The sequence below is a fragment of the Pseudomonas sp. NPDC096917 genome, from assembly GCF_044762555.1.
In the GTDB taxonomy this organism is placed as follows: domain Bacteria; phylum Pseudomonadota; class Gammaproteobacteria; order Pseudomonadales; family Pseudomonadaceae; genus Aquipseudomonas.
The window spans coordinates 18,607-32,295 of the sequence record NZ_JBIWEO010000024.1 but is presented as its reverse complement, the minus strand read 5'-3'; the positions used below and the strand labels follow the sequence as shown (position 1 = coordinate 32,295).

Below are 13,689 nucleotides of genomic sequence, written 5' to 3'. Positions count from 1 at the left end.
AATGGGCCGCGCTTTCGTGATCCGAGAGTCTCCCCACCTGAAAATCTTTAAAACCGTCACCAGCGGTTCGCTGGCTAAAGACTTGTGCCCAAGCGGGTGTAAATCCGCATTGCCCAAGCCGGAAAATGACTCCACCAGTGAAATGCGTCTCAGGTTTTTAGGAGCTTAGTAATGCCTGATATCTATCACTTCTTCCAAATGCTGGTTAACGGCCTCAACGTTGGCAGCACGTATGCCCTGATAGCCATCGGCTATACGATGGTTTACGGCATTATTGGAATGATCAACTTCGCCCATGGCGAGGTGTACATGATTGGTTCCTATATTGCGTTTATCGCCATTGCCGGCCTGACCATGATGGGTCTGGACAGCGTGCCGCTTTTGATGACCGCAGCTTTTATCGCCAGCATCGTCGTGACCAGCGCCTACGGCTACAGCATTGAACGGGTTGCCTACCGTCCACTGCGTAGCAGCAATCGCCTGATCCCGCTGATTTCGGCGATTGGTATGTCGCTCTTCCTGCAAAACCTTGTATTGATGTCCCAAGACTCTAAAGACAAATCGATCCCTAACCTGATCCCCGGTGGTTTCTCATTCGGTCCAGGCGGCGCTCAAGAAGTCATCGTCTCCTACATGCAAATTGTGGTCTTCGTCGTCACAGTGCTGGCCATGTGGGGCCTTACCTTGTTCATCTCTCGCTCTCGTATGGGCCGCGCCTGCCGAGCCTGTGCTGAAGACATGAAGATGGCCAACCTGCTGGGCATTAACACCAACAACGTTATCGCGTTGACGTTCGTGATCGGCGCCGCGCTCGCGGCAGTAGCGGCCGTGTTAATCAGTATGCAATACGGTGTGATCAACCCTAACGCCGGATTTATGGTCGGCCTCAAAGCGTTCACTGCAGCAGTCTTGGGCGGTATTGGCAGCATTCCGGGTGCGATGCTCGGCGGCCTGGTGCTCGGTGTCGCGGAAGCCTTTGGCGGTGACATTTTTGGTGACCAGTACAAAGACGTTGTGGCGTTTGGTTTGCTGGTATTGGTGCTGCTGTTCCGCCCATCCGGCATCCTGGGCCGTCCGGAGGTTGAAAAAGTATGACTCGGCATCTTAAATCAGCGCTGTTCAGCGCCCTCTTGGTCTGGGCGGTTGCCTATCCAGTCCTTGGCTTAAAACTGTCGATCGTCGGCATCGGCCTCGAAGTTCATAATTCCAGCCCGCTCACACTGGCTATCATTGCGATCTGCTCAGTGCTGATGTTCCTGCGCGTATTGTTCAGTGATCAATTGAGCGCAGCCTGGAAAACCTCCCCCAACATGCCGAAGATGCCTGCAAAGGCGAGCAACTTCCTGACCCTGCCCAGCACTCAGCGCTGGATCATTCTGGGCCTGGTGGTCGTGGCTCTGGTATGGCCATTCTATGGCTCACGCGGGGCGGTCGACATCGCCACCCTGATCCTGATCTACGTGATGCTGGGCCTTGGCCTGAACATTGTGGTGGGTCTGGCCGGTCTACTGGACTTGGGTTACGTCGGGTTCTACGCGGTAGGTGCGTACACCTACGCCATGCTCTCGCACTACTTTGGCTTCAGCTTCTGGGTGTGCCTGCCGATTGCCGGTCTCATGGCGGCCACGTTTGGCTTCCTGCTGGGCTTCCCGGTGCTGCGTTTGCGCGGTGACTACCTGGCCATCGTGACCTTGGGCTTTGGTGAAATCATCCGCCTGTTCCTGCGTAACCTCACGGACATCACCGGCGGCCCCAACGGGATCAGCAACATTCCCAAGCCGACTCTCTTCGGCTTGAGCTTCGACAGAACCGCTGCAGAAGGCATGCAAACCTTCCACGAATACTTCGGCCTCGAATACAACTCGATCAACAAGGTGATTTTCTTGTACCTGATCGCGTTGGTACTGGTGCTGATTGTACTGTTCGTGATCAACCGCTTGCTGCGCATGCCGATTGGCCGCGCCTGGGAAGCCTTGCGTGAAGACGAAATCGCCTGCCGCGCACTGGGCTTGAACCCGACCATCATCAAACTGTCGGCCTTCACCCTGGGTGCTACTTTTGCCGGTTTTGCGGGCAGCTTCTTCGCCGCACGCCAAGGCTTGGTGACCCCCGAGTCCTTCACGTTTATCGAGTCGGCAATCATCCTGGCCATCGTGGTACTGGGCGGAATGGGCTCGCAGTTGGGCGTGATCCTCGCCGCTATCGTCATGATCCTGCTGCCAGAAATGATGCGTGAATTCAGTGAGTACCGGATGTTGCTGTTCGGCGCCATGATGGTGCTGATGATGATCTGGCGTCCGCAAGGTCTGCTGCCAATGCAACGTCCTCACCTGGAGCTGCGAAAATGAGCCGCGAGATATTGAAAGTCAGCGGCCTGAGCATGCGCTTTGGCGGCTTGTTGGCGGTGAATGGCGTGGGCCTTACCGTCAAGGAAAAACAAGTGGTGTCCATGATCGGCCCTAACGGTGCCGGTAAAACCACCGTGTTCAACTGCCTCACCGGCTTCTATAAACCAACAGCAGGTACCATCCTGCTGGATGGCGAGGCCATTCAAGGGTTGGCAGGGCATGAAATCGCCCGCAAAGGCGTGGTGCGTACCTTCCAAAACGTGCGCTTGTTCAAGGACATGACGGCCGTTGAGAACCTGCTGATTGCTCAGCATCGCCACCTCAACACCAACTTCCTGGCGGGCTTGTTCAAGACCCCGGCGTTCCGCAAAAGCGAACGCGAGGCCATGGAATACGCCGCGTACTGGCTGGATAAGGTCAACCTGACCGAATTCGCCAACCGCCCGGCGGGCACCTTGGCCTACGGACAACAACGCCGCCTGGAAATCGCGCGCTGCATGATGACCCGCCCGCGCATTCTCATGCTCGACGAACCGGCAGCCGGTCTGAACCCCAAGGAAACCGAAGACCTCAAAGCACTGATCAGCGTTTTGCGCAACGAGCACAACGCCACCGTGTTGCTGATTGAGCACGACATGAAACTGGTCATGAGCATTTCCGACCATATCGTGGTGATCAATCAGGGCACACCTTTGGCCGACGGGACCCCGGAGCAAATCCGTGACAACCCTGAAGTGATCAAAGCCTATTTGGGGGAAGCGTAAATGCTGCAATTTGAAAACGTCTCGACCTTCTACGGCAAGATCCAGGCACTGCACAGCGTCAACGTCGAAGTGCGCCAGGGTGAAATCGTGACCTTGATCGGCGCCAACGGTGCTGGCAAATCGACCTTGATGATGACCTTGTGCGGCTCGCCACAAGCCCAAAGCGGCAGTATTCGCTACATGGGCGAGGAACTGGTGGGGTTGACCTCGGCGCAGATCATGCGCAAGAGCATCGCCGTGGTGCCTGAGGGTCGTCGGATATTTGCCCGTCTGACCGTGGAAGAGAACCTCTCAATGGGTGGATTCTTTACCGAGAAGCACGACTATCAGGTGCAAATGGACAAGGTGCTGCACCTTTTCCCGCGCCTGAAAGAACGCTTCAATCAACGTGGCGGCACCATGTCCGGTGGTGAGCAACAAATGCTCGCCATTGGCCGGGCGCTGATGAGCAAGCCCAAGCTGCTGTTGCTCGACGAGCCGTCATTGGGCTTGGCACCGATCATCATTCAGCAGATTTTCGACATCATCGAACAACTGCGCGATGAAGGCGTCACGGTGTTTTTGGTGGAGCAAAACGCTAACCAGGCGCTGAAAATTGCTGACCGCGCCTACGTGCTGGAAAACGGCCGGGTAGTAATGCAGGGCACGGGTGAGCAATTGCTCAGCGATCCGAAAGTGCGTGACGCATACCTGGGTGGTTGATTTAACCCAGCAAAACAGAACGGCCCTTCGGGGCCGTTTTTGTTGCTCGATTGCGCAGCAACTGCCGAAGGCTGCGCTCTTTTGATCGTTTGAAAGCTCGCGCGCAATCGAGCGTCGACCTGCTCTTATTCCAGGGGTTTGGGGTCAAGCCGATGCATCGCGCTCAAACCACTGCACCAGGTAATCCGCGAGTATCTGTGTGCGCTTGGGCAAGCCGCCCTGATAGGGGTGCACCAAGTACATCGGGTTGCTGCGTGTCTGGTAGTTGAGCAGCAATGCGCGTAAACGCCCTTGCGCCAATTCAGCCCGGAGCATGTAGGACGGCAATCGCGCGATTCCCGCGCCGATCAACGCTGCTTTTTTCAACAAGCTGTAGTGATTGCTGGCAAACGGCCCCGACACCCGCACCCGGTGCAGTTCATGCTGCTGGTGGTAGTGCCATTCTTCGCGGCCACTGTAATGACTGTTAAGCAGGCAACTGTGCTCGACCAGTTGCGCAGGTGCTGTCGGCTCGCCGTTTTGCTCAAGATAAGCAGGGCTGGCGCAGGTGATTTCATGCCACTGGAGCACCGACTTCGCCACCAGCCGCTCATGACTGCCCACCTGTGATCGAATCGCCAGGTCAAAGCCTTCACGCGACAAGTCTCGGTAACTGTTGTTCAACTCAAGCTCAATCTGTACCAGCGGATAGTCACGCGAGAACTCCAGCAGTAATGCGTCAAAAAAGGTCTCCCCCAGCGACACCGGCACGGTCAGCCTGACCGGTCCTGCCACGTCATCCTTGAGCCGGGCCAATGCCTGGCGCGCCCTTTGTACTTGCACGACCAGCGCCCGCGCTTGAGGCAATAACGCAGCGCCCGCGGCCGTCAGGCTCAGGCGCCTTGTGGTGCGATGCAGCAACACCACTGAAAACTGCGCCTCCAATTGGCTGATGCGCTTGGACAATTGCCCTTTGCTGCACCCCAACTGCTGGGCTGCCAAGGTAAAACTCCCGGCATCTATCAGTACCGCAAACGCCGCCAGGTCATCCATCTCGCTCATGGATTGTTTCCATATGAAAACCAAAAGTTGCCTATTAGTGCGCTTATCGCCTCAAAAAACCAATACTAGACTGAGCCCACACCTCATCACTCAAGGCATACTTCATGAAAATCCTGTTGATCGGCGCTCACGGCACCCTAGGCTCAGCGATTGATCGAGAGCTATCAGCGCGCCATGAGATCGTGCGTATTGGCCGCAAAAGCGGCGACTTTCAGGTTGATATCAGCGACAGCGCTTCGATTCGCGCGTTGTTCGAACAGACCGGCCGCTTTGACGCACTGGTCTGCGCTGCGGGCAACGTCAACTTTGTGCCACTGGCCGATATGAGCGAAACCGATTTTGCCTTGGGTTTGCAGGACAAACTGATGGGCCAGGTCAACTTGCTGCTGATCGGGCGCGCATACGCCAACGAAAATGCATCGTTCACCTTCACCAGCGGTGTGATCAACCGCGAGCCAATTCGTACCGGCAGCTCGGCAGCGCTGGTCAATGCCGCGCTCGACGGCTTTGTCCGGGCGGCGGCCATCGAGTTGCCACGCGGCCTGCGGGTCAATTCGGTCAGCCCTACCGTACTGGAAGAAGCGATGGATAAGTACGCGCCGTATTTCCGTGGTTTCAAACCTGTCTCGGGTGCCGATGTGGCGCTGGCCTACGCCAAAAGCGTAGAAGGCCTGCATACCGGGCAAACGTATCAGGTGGGTTAAACCTAAAACCTGTAGTCGCTGCCGACGCCTGCGATGGGTTACACAGCCAACCTTCGTCTGAAAGAAAGCGAAGGCCCTGCGGCCCTTATCGCAGCCTTCGGCAGCGGCCACCGTTTTAGGCTTGTGATGCAGGACAAGCCTAAGTAACGTGACGGCATTAGTCAGGAGTCCCAATGATGCGCGCTGCCCGTTCCTTAGCTCTAGTTGCTCTGTTGCCCGTATTCGCGGGCTGCCAAATGTTCAACAGCAAACCTGCCGATACCAACGCCGGCCTCACTCGCTTGCAAGGCGAACTGGTTTCAACCAATGACCAACTGATTTTCCAACCATGCGTCGGACAACAGCGTTACAGGGTGCGAGACGGCGCCACTACCACACTCGTACAAGACGCGACGGATATGCCTGACAAGCCAGGTAAGCTGTTCGCCGATATTCGTGGCCGTTTTGACTCCGCCAAAGCCTCCGGCGCCAACGGCGAAGTCGAAGTGCAACAGCTCTACCGCCTGGAACGCAGCAGTTCTGCCTGCCAAGACCCCAACTTCAAACAGCAGACCGTAAACGCCAGCGGCAACGGGCCTGCGTGGGAAGTACAAGCGGGAGGCAAAGGCATGGTGCTCAAACGTGAAGGCCAGCCAGACCTGGCCCTGCCTTATGTAGAAGAGCAAGTCGGTGATGGCCGCTTCTCGTTGTCCACCGAAGCCAACAATCAACGGATTGAGTTGTGGGTCGCCCCGCAGCGCTGCACCGACAGCGTTAATGGCAGCGTGAAGCACCTGGCTGCCGAACTGCGCGTCAATGGCCAGGTTCAACGTGGTTGCGGCTATTTCGGCGGCGCACGTAACGACTAAACGACAACTGTCACCACAGATTGCCGTTTTAGCCTGACCCTCGGTGTCGAAGCCGCTTATAATCCCCGGTTCGCATAAGGCTGCCGGGGTTTACCTGGCCCCGATACTGGACTCAGTCATGTTACGAATCACCGAACTCAAGTTGCCAATCGACCATCCCGAAGAAGACCTGCGTCCTGCCATCGTGCAGCGCCTGGGCATCGCCAGCGATGACCTGCTCGATTTCACCTTGTTCAAGCGCAGCTACGATGCGCGTAAAAAATCCTCCGAATTGTGCTTCATCTACACCATTGACCTCGCGGTTCGCGATGAAACCGCGCTGCTAGACAAATTCGCCGATGACCGTAACGTCAATCCGGCACCGGACGTCAGCTACAAAGTCGTCGGTCAGGCCCCACAGGATTTGAACGAACGTCCGATTGTGGTGGGCTTTGGCCCCTGCGGTATTTTTGCCGGACTGGTACTGGCACAAATGGGCTTCAAGCCGATCATCCTTGAGCGCGGGACCGAAGTGCGCCAGCGCACCAAAGACACGTGGGGCCTGTGGCGTAAAAACGTGCTGAACCCTGAGTCCAACGTGCAGTTTGGTGAAGGCGGCGCGGGCACATTCTCGGACGGTAAACTTTACAGCCAGATCAAAGACCCGAAACACCATGGCCGCAAAGTGCTGCACGAGTTTGTCAAAGCGGGCGCCCCCGAAGAAATTCTCTACGTCAGCAAACCGCACATCGGCACGTTCCGCCTGACCGGCGTGGTCGAGAACATGCGCCAGCAGATCATCGCGCTGGGCGGTGAAGTGCGTTTTCAACAGCGCGTGACTGATGTGCTGATTGAAGACGGGCAACTGACAGGCGTGGTGCTCGCCGACGGCGAACAACTGAACTCGCGTCACGTGATCCTGGCGCTGGGCCACAGTGCCCGCGACACTTTCCGTATGCTTCATGGCCGTGGCGTGTACATGGAAGCCAAGCCCTTCTCGGTCGGTTTCCGAATCGAACACCCGCAATCGCTGATCGACAGCGCGCGCCTGGGCAAATACGCCGGCCACCCTAAACTGGGCGCTGCCGACTACAAATTGGTACACCACGCCAAAAACGGTCGTTCGGTGTACAGCTTCTGCATGTGCCCAGGCGGCACCGTCGTGGCCGCTACCAGCGAGCCGGGGCGTGTTGTCACCAACGGCATGAGCCAATACTCGCGTAACGAACGCAATGCCAACTCCGGGATCGTGGTCGGCATCACACCAGAAGACTATCCGGGTGGGCCGTTGGCCGGCATCGAGTTGCAAGAGCAACTGGAAGCCCACGCCTATGTGCTGGGTGGCAGCAACTACCAAGCACCTGCGCAGTTGGTGGGCGACTTTATCGCCGGCAAACCGTCGACAGAGCTGGGCAGCGTTGAGCCGTCCTATAAGCCGGGGGTTTCCCTCGGTGATTTGGCGCTGGCCTTGCCGGCCTACGCCATTGAAGCCATCCGCGAAGCATTGCCTGCGTTCGAGAAGCAGATTCGCGGTTTCTCGATGCACGACGCCGTGCTGACCGGCATCGAAACCCGCACCTCGGCGCCACTGCGCATGACCCGTGATGCGTCGATGCAGAGCCTTAACGTCAAAGGCCTGTTCCCGGCGGGTGAAGGCGCAGGTTATGCCGGCGGCATCATGTCGGCCGGTGTAGACGGTATCCGCATCGCTGAAGCCGTGGCGCGCGATATTCTCGGTATCGAGGCGTAAGACACAACGTGTAGCCGCTGCCGCAGGCTGCGACGGGTTGCGCAGGATCCCTGTTTTTAAAGGGTTCTTGGCCCTTATTGCAGCTTTCGGCAACGGCTACCGGTTTAGATTTCGCCCCCTATGACGGCTAATTCCCCACGGGGTTTGCTAGTCTCTTGAGCGGCGCGGAATCAAACCACTGCTTATACCAAGAAAGAATATAGTTTTTGTTTTAACAACTATCCGCACAGGTTAGGGTGTTGCACCTTATAACTATTCGATGGAGAGCCACTTTGCCTCTGCGTAGCACTTTCACTCGTTTTTTTCAGATGGAAGCTGCCAGCGGTCTGCTGCTGATTGCCGCCGCGGCGCTGGCATTGATCATCAACAACTCACCGCTTTCGCACTACTACACGGCCTTTCTGGATGTGCCTGTAGCCGTGCAGATTGGCGCCCTTCACATTGCCAAACCTTCGCTCCTGTGGATCAACGATGGCCTGATGGCCCTGTTCTTCCTGCTGATTGGCCTTGAGGTCAAGCGCGAAGTGCTCGAAGGCCATTTGTCCAAGCCCTCGCAGGTTGTACTGCCAGGCGCAGCGGCGGTGGGCGGGATGGTGGTTCCGGCGCTTATCTACTGGTATCTCAACAAGGACTTCCCGGACGCACTCGACGGCTGGGCGATCCCCATGGCCACCGACATCGCTTTCGCCCTCGGCGTATTGGCCTTGCTCGGCAAGCGAGTTCCCGTCTCGCTCAAGCTGTTCCTGATGACACTGGCAATCATCGACGACCTGGGCGCCATCATCGTGATTGCGGTGTTCTATTCCAGCGAATTGTCCGGTGTGTCATTGCTGCTGGCAGGGGCGTGTCTAGTGGCGCTAATCCTGATGAACCGCATGGGCGTAATCAAGGTCGCGCCTTATATGATCATCGGTCTGATTCTCTGGGTCTGCGTACTTAAAAGCGGCGTCCACGCCACACTGGCGGGGGTAACGCTGGCTTTCTGCATACCCCTGCGGACCAAGAACTCCGAGCCTTCGCCCTTGCTGACCATTGAGCACGCGCTCCACCCTTGGGTGTCTTATGCCATTCTGCCGCTGTTTGCCTTTGCCAATGCGGGCGTATCGCTCACGGGCGTCAATTTGCACAGCTTCGTGCATCACGTGCCGTTGGGGATTGCAGCAGGCTTGCTGATCGGAAAAACCGTGGGTGTGTTTGGCCTGACCTGGTTCGCCATCAAAACCGGTCTCGCGGCACTACCGACCGGCGCAAACTGGGGCCAGCTATTTGGCGTGGCGATTCTGTGCGGCATCGGCTTTACCATGAGCCTGTTCGTTGGCTCATTGGCGTTTGTGCCGGGCAGCAGCGATTATGTGGGCATGGATCGCATGGGGATTCTGACAGGCTCAATTCTGGCGGCTTTGATTGGCTATACCGTCACCGCCTTCTTCAGCCGCAAACAGGCTGTAGCGTAACCTGCACTTTATGGTGCTGTGCGTGGCCATCTGTAGGACCGAGCATGTTTCGCGATCTATCAAAGATCATAAGATCGCGAAACATGATCGGCAGTTACGCACCCAAACTCACTGCAGAAGGCCTGCTGGATCAGATCGCGACAACGCTCTCGGGGGCCGAGCAAGCCTTCAAGCAAAGGCTGTTCTACCCACCGCTACCGCACCTGCCAGAACCGCATAAAAAAACCCCGACCAGCTCACGCTGATCGGGGTTTTGTTCTAACGCAAAGCGTTGAATCAGCCACTGACGCGGCTGGTACCATCAACGGTCATGATGCGTACACGCTGGCCAACACGGAAGATCTCGTTCTCTTGAACCTGCTGCACATAGGCACGCGTGCTGCCGTCATCTTCACGCACAGTGATTTCTACGCCTTGGGTTTTGGTCAGGCCCGACTCCGCTGCCGAACCCAGCAGGCCGCCAGCTACGGCGCCGATCACGGCAGTCACGATGCTGCCACGGCCGCCACCGATGGCGCTACCACCGACGCCACCCACCACAGCACCCGCAGCGGCGCCGATTGGGGTCTTGGTGCCTTCAATTTGTACCGGACGCAGGGACTCGATGGTACCCATACGAACGGTTTGTACACGTCGCGCTTCATCACGCGAGTAAGTGTCGCCGCTCAAGTTCGAAGCGCAGCCGCCCAGCAAAACTGTCATGGTCGAAAAAGCTGCAACTAACAGTACGGTCTTACGCATAGGATCAACTCCAAAAGATCAGGGATTCATTAAACTCTGCAACCGGGTGCCTGTCACCGCACAGCGCAGATAAAAGTCGCCTTTATTCAGCGCTGGTACAGACACCGCGTGCACAACTGGCGTTTGAAAAGTGTGGACAAGGGTAGCGCGTAATATGACGTTTTGCCTTGTCCGCTGCAGCTGTTTACTTCAACTTCATGGCGCCAGTCGCTCACGGATCCAGTCAGCGCCTTCGCGTCGATAGTTGAGGCGATCATGCAAGCGACTTGGGCGCCCCTGCCAAAACTCGATGCGATGCGGCAACAACCGATACCCTCCCCAGTGCTCGGGGCAATGCGGCTGGCTGTCACTGAAACGCGCCTGGGTGGCAGCCAGCAGCGCCGCCAGTTCTTCACGATCGGCAATCACCTGGCTTTGCGGCGAGGCCCACGCCCCGATCCGGCTGCCCAGGGGGCGCACCTGGTAGTAGGCGTCGGATTCTTGCGCCGTCACCTTGACCACCTCACCTTCAATCCGTACCTGACGCTCCAGTGTTGGCCAGAAGAAGGTCATGGCGGCGAAGGGACATTGTGCCAACTGCTGGCCTTTAGCGCTGGTGTAGTTGGTGAAGAAGGTAAAACCCTGTTCATCCAGCCCCTTGAGCAAGAGCACTCGGCAATGCGGTCGCCCTTGGGCATCCACCGTGGCCAAGGTCATCGCATTGGCCTCAACCGGAGGCTGCTCGGTCTTGACCGCGTCATTGAACCACTGATGAAACAGCGCGAAAGGCTCGGCCGGGGCTTGAGCCTCGGCCAACCCTTCACGGGTGTAATCGCGGCGCATGTTAGCCAGCGCTTCAGTCATGGGGCAGTCCTTCCCGAAACCTATCAGTTCTTGGTTTGATCGTTGGCAGCAACCTTTTTGTCAGTAGCGGCTTTGGCCACTTCCGATTTTTTGGCTGGAGCAGGCTTCACTGCCTTTTTAGCCGGTGCGGCTTTTTTGGCTACGGCAGCTTTCTTGGCAACTGGCGTAGCGCCCTTCTTGGCAATAGTCGATGGTGCAACAGCCGGTTGTACCGCCACCAGTTCTTCTGGTGTCAGCACAGGCTGGCTGTACTTGCTGACCAGCGCCAACATGGTCGCTTGCGGGGTCATCAGAATTTCCACACGACGGTTCAATGCACGGCCTTCGTTACTGTCGTTAGCCGCACGTGGCATCACCGAGCCCATACCGCGCAGCGTCAGACGACTGCCTTGCAAACCGCTCATGCGGAAGATCGCAGCAACTGACTTGGCGCGGTCCAGGCTCAAGCGCGTGTTGTTCGCCATGGCACCTGAGGAATCAGCATGACCCAGTACCAGCACGGCGGTTTTAGGGTCACCTTCGACCACTTTAGCAACACGAGTGAACGGGCCAAGCATGGAAGGCATCAGCAAATCCGGGCGGGTGGCTTTGAATGAGCTATCAGCCGAAGCCACGATCACCAGCAAATTCTCGCGGCGCTCCAGCTGCAAGTTACTGTCTTTGATCGCAACGCGCAGACGCGGCTCGTATTCGTCCAGCCAGGCCTGAGTGATTTTCGGATCCGGCATCGGGATCACACCAACAGGTGCCGGCTTGGTGTCTTTGTCATCCCCCCCAAATGGCCACCACCAGTTTTTGGAACTGCTCGCACCGCTGGCAGGTGCGGTAGCCACCTTGGCAACAACCGGTTGTTTGTCAGGCGCAGCGTCCTTCTTGGCAGAGTCAGAACCAAAGGGCCACCAGCTAGCACCGCTGTCTTTGGTTTGAGCAGCAGCAGCAGCAGGAGCCGGGGCTGGGGCTGGGGCAGCTTTGGCAAGAGGCGGGGTGACTTTAGAGTCCGTGGGCTTTGCCGAAGCGCTGGCGTTCTTGTCCCCAGAAGTCGGTGCTGCATCAGACGACCCAAACTGCCACCATTTGTGGCCATTGTCGGCGTCATTCTGTGGAGTTTGTGCGCAACCGGTAATAGCCAGGCAAAGAGCCAGAGCGAGGGTCTTATTAGATGACATTGAATATCCACACAATGAATTAAGAATAAAGAGGCACTAAGCCCGTATAAAAAAACGTATTGAACACATAAAAGCCAGAGTGTTCCGACCTACGGCCTACAATTGACCGTTATAAACAGCTCGCCAATACTTTCACCAACTTTTGCACGCGTGGGTCCATCAATACATAAGGTCCCAGTGTATTGGTCACAAATCCGAAAGCCACCTCTCGCTCCGGATCGGCAAAACCAATTGACCCCCCCGCCCCTGGATGGCCGAAAGCCTTCGGCCCAAGACCAAAGGTAGCATTCGGGACATCAGGCTGGTCCAGCATGCAGCCCAGACCAAGACGGGTCTGTGTGCGCAAGGTTTTATCCTCGCCCAGACTGTGTTCTCGGGTCAGTTGCTCCAGCATCTCGGCCTCCAGCAAACGGCCATCCAGCAAACCACTATAGAAACCGGCAAGGCTACGGGCATTGCCATGACCATTGGCCGCCGGCTGCTCCATTCGGCGCCACTCCGGCTTATTGGTGCTGGTCATGATAGACGGAGGGTTGGCAAATGCCCGCGTAGTCATAGACGTAGGTTCATTCATCATCGCTTTCAAGAGCCGCTGAGCCGCGGCATCCCCCATGCTGCCCTTGCTGCGGGCGATGTGCGCCACTCGATAAAACTCTTCATCGCCGAGCCCGACATGAAAGTCCAGCTCCAGCGGCTTAGCCGTGCGCGCCATGATCGATTGACCCGGACTGCGCCCGTCGGCGCGACGAATCAACTCGCCTACCAACCAGCCATAGGTAATGGCTGCATAACCATGACCTTCGCCTGGGGTCCACCACGGTGCTTCTGCGGCCAGCGCATCGACCATGGTTTGCCATTCATAGAGAGCGGTAGGCGGCATTAATTCACGCAATGCCGGCAGACCTGCCCGATGGCTCAACAACTGGCGCAGGGTGATGGCTTCTTTACCGGCTGCGGCAAACTCGGGCCAATAACGCGCGACGGGGACATCCAGCGCAAGTTTGCCCTCCTCCACCAACTGCAATGCCGTCACGGCAGTAAAGGTCTTGGTGCATGAAAACAGGTTGGCAAGGGTGTCGGTGTGCCAAGGTTGCTCGCCGTCCTTGTCAGCCGTTCCAGCCCAAAGGTCGAGCACTGTTTCACCACCTATCTGGATGCACAGTGCCGCACCGCGCTCCTGTGGATCATTGAATAGATCAGCGAATGCGTCACGTACGGCTTCGAACTTAAGGTCATGAAACCCCTGAATCTGCACCCCTACCTCCTGGATCAAGCATGGCTCTACAAGGCGTGCATTGTTCCAGTCCCAGTCAATTTTTGAAACAGAACAACGCATTCAAAACGGACAA

General features: G+C 57.2%; 14 protein-coding genes. 9 read left to right on the top strand and 5 right to left on the bottom strand.

Going from position 1 to position 13,689, the window contains the following annotated elements:
* Window positions 1–171: 171 nt before the first annotated feature.
* The 4 genes from livH to ACIQYF_RS21560 are packed head-to-tail and all read left to right on the top strand — an operon-like array spanning window position 172 to window position 3,814.
* Entirely contained in the window at window positions 172–1,095 is a 924-nt protein-coding gene (gene livH / locus ACIQYF_RS21575; RefSeq protein ID WP_402865868.1) for a high-affinity branched-chain amino acid ABC transporter permease LivH, read from the top strand.
* A complete protein-coding gene (locus ACIQYF_RS21570; protein WP_402865866.1) occupies window positions 1,092–2,348 on the top strand; it encodes a high-affinity branched-chain amino acid ABC transporter permease LivM in 1,257 nt (418 codons plus the stop codon). Before livH ends, ACIQYF_RS21570 begins: the two co-directional genes overlap by 4 nt.
* Window positions 2,345–3,112, top strand: a complete 768-nt coding sequence (livG, locus tag ACIQYF_RS21565) for a high-affinity branched-chain amino acid ABC transporter ATP-binding protein LivG (protein WP_402865864.1) — start codon at window positions 2,345–2,347, stop codon at window positions 3,110–3,112. The genes ACIQYF_RS21570 and livG overlap by 4 nt, the downstream gene beginning before the upstream one ends.
* Complete coding sequence (locus tag ACIQYF_RS21560) at window positions 3,113–3,814, top strand: ABC transporter ATP-binding protein (RefSeq protein ID WP_402865862.1); 702 nt, start codon at window positions 3,113–3,115, stop codon at window positions 3,812–3,814.
* Window positions 3,815–3,958: 144 nt separating this feature from the next.
* On the opposite strand, the gene ACIQYF_RS21555 is transcribed toward ACIQYF_RS21560, so the two are convergent.
* Window positions 3,959–4,855: a LysR family transcriptional regulator gene (locus ACIQYF_RS21555; RefSeq protein ID WP_402865860.1), complete on the bottom strand. Its 897-nt coding sequence runs from the start codon at window positions 4,853–4,855 to the stop codon at window positions 3,959–3,961.
* A gap of 104 nt (window positions 4,856–4,959) precedes the next feature.
* On the opposite strand from ACIQYF_RS21555, the gene ACIQYF_RS21550 reads away from it, so the two are divergent.
* The 5 genes from ACIQYF_RS21550 to ACIQYF_RS21530 all read left to right on the top strand — a co-directional run bounded on the left by ACIQYF_RS21550 (window position 4,960) and on the right by ACIQYF_RS21530 (window position 9,835).
* Entirely contained in the window at window positions 4,960–5,559 is a 600-nt protein-coding gene (locus ACIQYF_RS21550; RefSeq protein ID WP_402865858.1) for a short chain dehydrogenase, read from the top strand.
* A gap of 176 nt (window positions 5,560–5,735) precedes the next feature.
* Complete coding sequence (locus tag ACIQYF_RS21545; RefSeq protein ID WP_402865907.1) at window positions 5,736–6,407, top strand: COG3650 family protein; 672 nt, start codon at window positions 5,736–5,738, stop codon at window positions 6,405–6,407.
* A gap of 118 nt (window positions 6,408–6,525) precedes the next feature.
* Window positions 6,526–8,136, top strand: coding sequence for an NAD(P)/FAD-dependent oxidoreductase (locus ACIQYF_RS21540; protein ID WP_402865856.1), 1,611 nt, complete (start codon window positions 6,526–6,528; stop codon window positions 8,134–8,136).
* A gap of 272 nt (window positions 8,137–8,408) precedes the next feature.
* Complete coding sequence (nhaA, locus tag ACIQYF_RS21535) at window positions 8,409–9,590, top strand: Na+/H+ antiporter NhaA (RefSeq protein ID WP_402865854.1); 1,182 nt, start codon at window positions 8,409–8,411, stop codon at window positions 9,588–9,590.
* A gap of 83 nt (window positions 9,591–9,673) precedes the next feature.
* Window positions 9,674–9,835: a hypothetical protein gene (locus tag ACIQYF_RS21530; RefSeq protein WP_402865852.1), complete on the top strand. Its 162-nt coding sequence runs from the start codon at window positions 9,674–9,676 to the stop codon at window positions 9,833–9,835.
* 31 nt (window positions 9,836–9,866) lie between these two features.
* Here ACIQYF_RS21530 and ACIQYF_RS21525 read toward each other — a convergent pair whose 3' ends face one another.
* From ACIQYF_RS21525 to ACIQYF_RS21510, 4 genes are all read right to left on the bottom strand, one after another.
* Window positions 9,867–10,331, bottom strand: coding sequence for a glycine zipper 2TM domain-containing protein (locus ACIQYF_RS21525; RefSeq protein ID WP_019411043.1), 465 nt, complete (start codon window positions 10,329–10,331; stop codon window positions 9,867–9,869).
* Between the two features lie 195 nt (window positions 10,332–10,526).
* The gene (gene pdxH / locus ACIQYF_RS21520) at window positions 10,527–11,174 is read right to left on the bottom strand and encodes a pyridoxamine 5'-phosphate oxidase (protein WP_402865849.1); all 648 of its coding nucleotides are present in this window, start codon (window positions 11,172–11,174) and stop codon (window positions 10,527–10,529) included.
* Between the two features lie 23 nt (window positions 11,175–11,197).
* Entirely contained in the window at window positions 11,198–12,340 is a 1,143-nt protein-coding gene (locus ACIQYF_RS21515; RefSeq protein ID WP_402865847.1) for an OmpA family protein, read from the bottom strand.
* A 109-nt stretch (window positions 12,341–12,449) separates the two neighbouring features.
* Window positions 12,450–13,595, bottom strand: a complete 1,146-nt coding sequence (locus ACIQYF_RS21510) for a serine hydrolase domain-containing protein (RefSeq protein ID WP_402865905.1) — start codon at window positions 13,593–13,595, stop codon at window positions 12,450–12,452.
* Between the last annotated feature and the right edge of the window lie 94 nt (window positions 13,596–13,689).

Excerpts from the sequence above, each read along its gene's own strand:
- livH (WP_402865868.1), top strand. The coding sequence starts at position 172 with ATGCCTGATATCTATCACTTCTTCCAAATGCTGGTTAACGGCCTCAAC.
- ACIQYF_RS21570 (WP_402865866.1), top strand. The coding sequence starts at position 1,092 with ATGACTCGGCATCTTAAATCAGCGCTGTTCAGCGCCCTCTTGGTCTGG.
- livG (WP_402865864.1), top strand. The coding sequence starts at position 2,345 with ATGAGCCGCGAGATATTGAAAGTCAGCGGCCTGAGCATGCGCTTTGGC.
- ACIQYF_RS21560 (WP_402865862.1), top strand. The coding sequence starts at position 3,113 with ATGCTGCAATTTGAAAACGTCTCGACCTTCTACGGCAAGATCCAGGCA.
- ACIQYF_RS21555 (WP_402865860.1), bottom strand. The coding sequence starts at position 4,855 with ATGAGCGAGATGGATGACCTGGCGGCGTTTGCGGTACTGATAGATGCC.
- ACIQYF_RS21550 (WP_402865858.1), top strand. The coding sequence starts at position 4,960 with ATGAAAATCCTGTTGATCGGCGCTCACGGCACCCTAGGCTCAGCGATT.
- ACIQYF_RS21545 (WP_402865907.1), top strand. The coding sequence starts at position 5,736 with ATGCGCGCTGCCCGTTCCTTAGCTCTAGTTGCTCTGTTGCCCGTATTC.
- ACIQYF_RS21540 (WP_402865856.1), top strand. The coding sequence starts at position 6,526 with ATGTTACGAATCACCGAACTCAAGTTGCCAATCGACCATCCCGAAGAA.
- ACIQYF_RS21530 (WP_402865852.1), top strand. The coding sequence starts at position 9,674 with ATGATCGGCAGTTACGCACCCAAACTCACTGCAGAAGGCCTGCTGGAT.
- ACIQYF_RS21525 (WP_019411043.1), bottom strand. The coding sequence starts at position 10,331 with ATGCGTAAGACCGTACTGTTAGTTGCAGCTTTTTCGACCATGACAGTT.
- pdxH (WP_402865849.1), bottom strand. The coding sequence starts at position 11,174 with ATGACTGAAGCGCTGGCTAACATGCGCCGCGATTACACCCGTGAAGGG.
- ACIQYF_RS21515 (WP_402865847.1), bottom strand. The coding sequence starts at position 12,340 with ATGTCATCTAATAAGACCCTCGCTCTGGCTCTTTGCCTGGCTATTACC.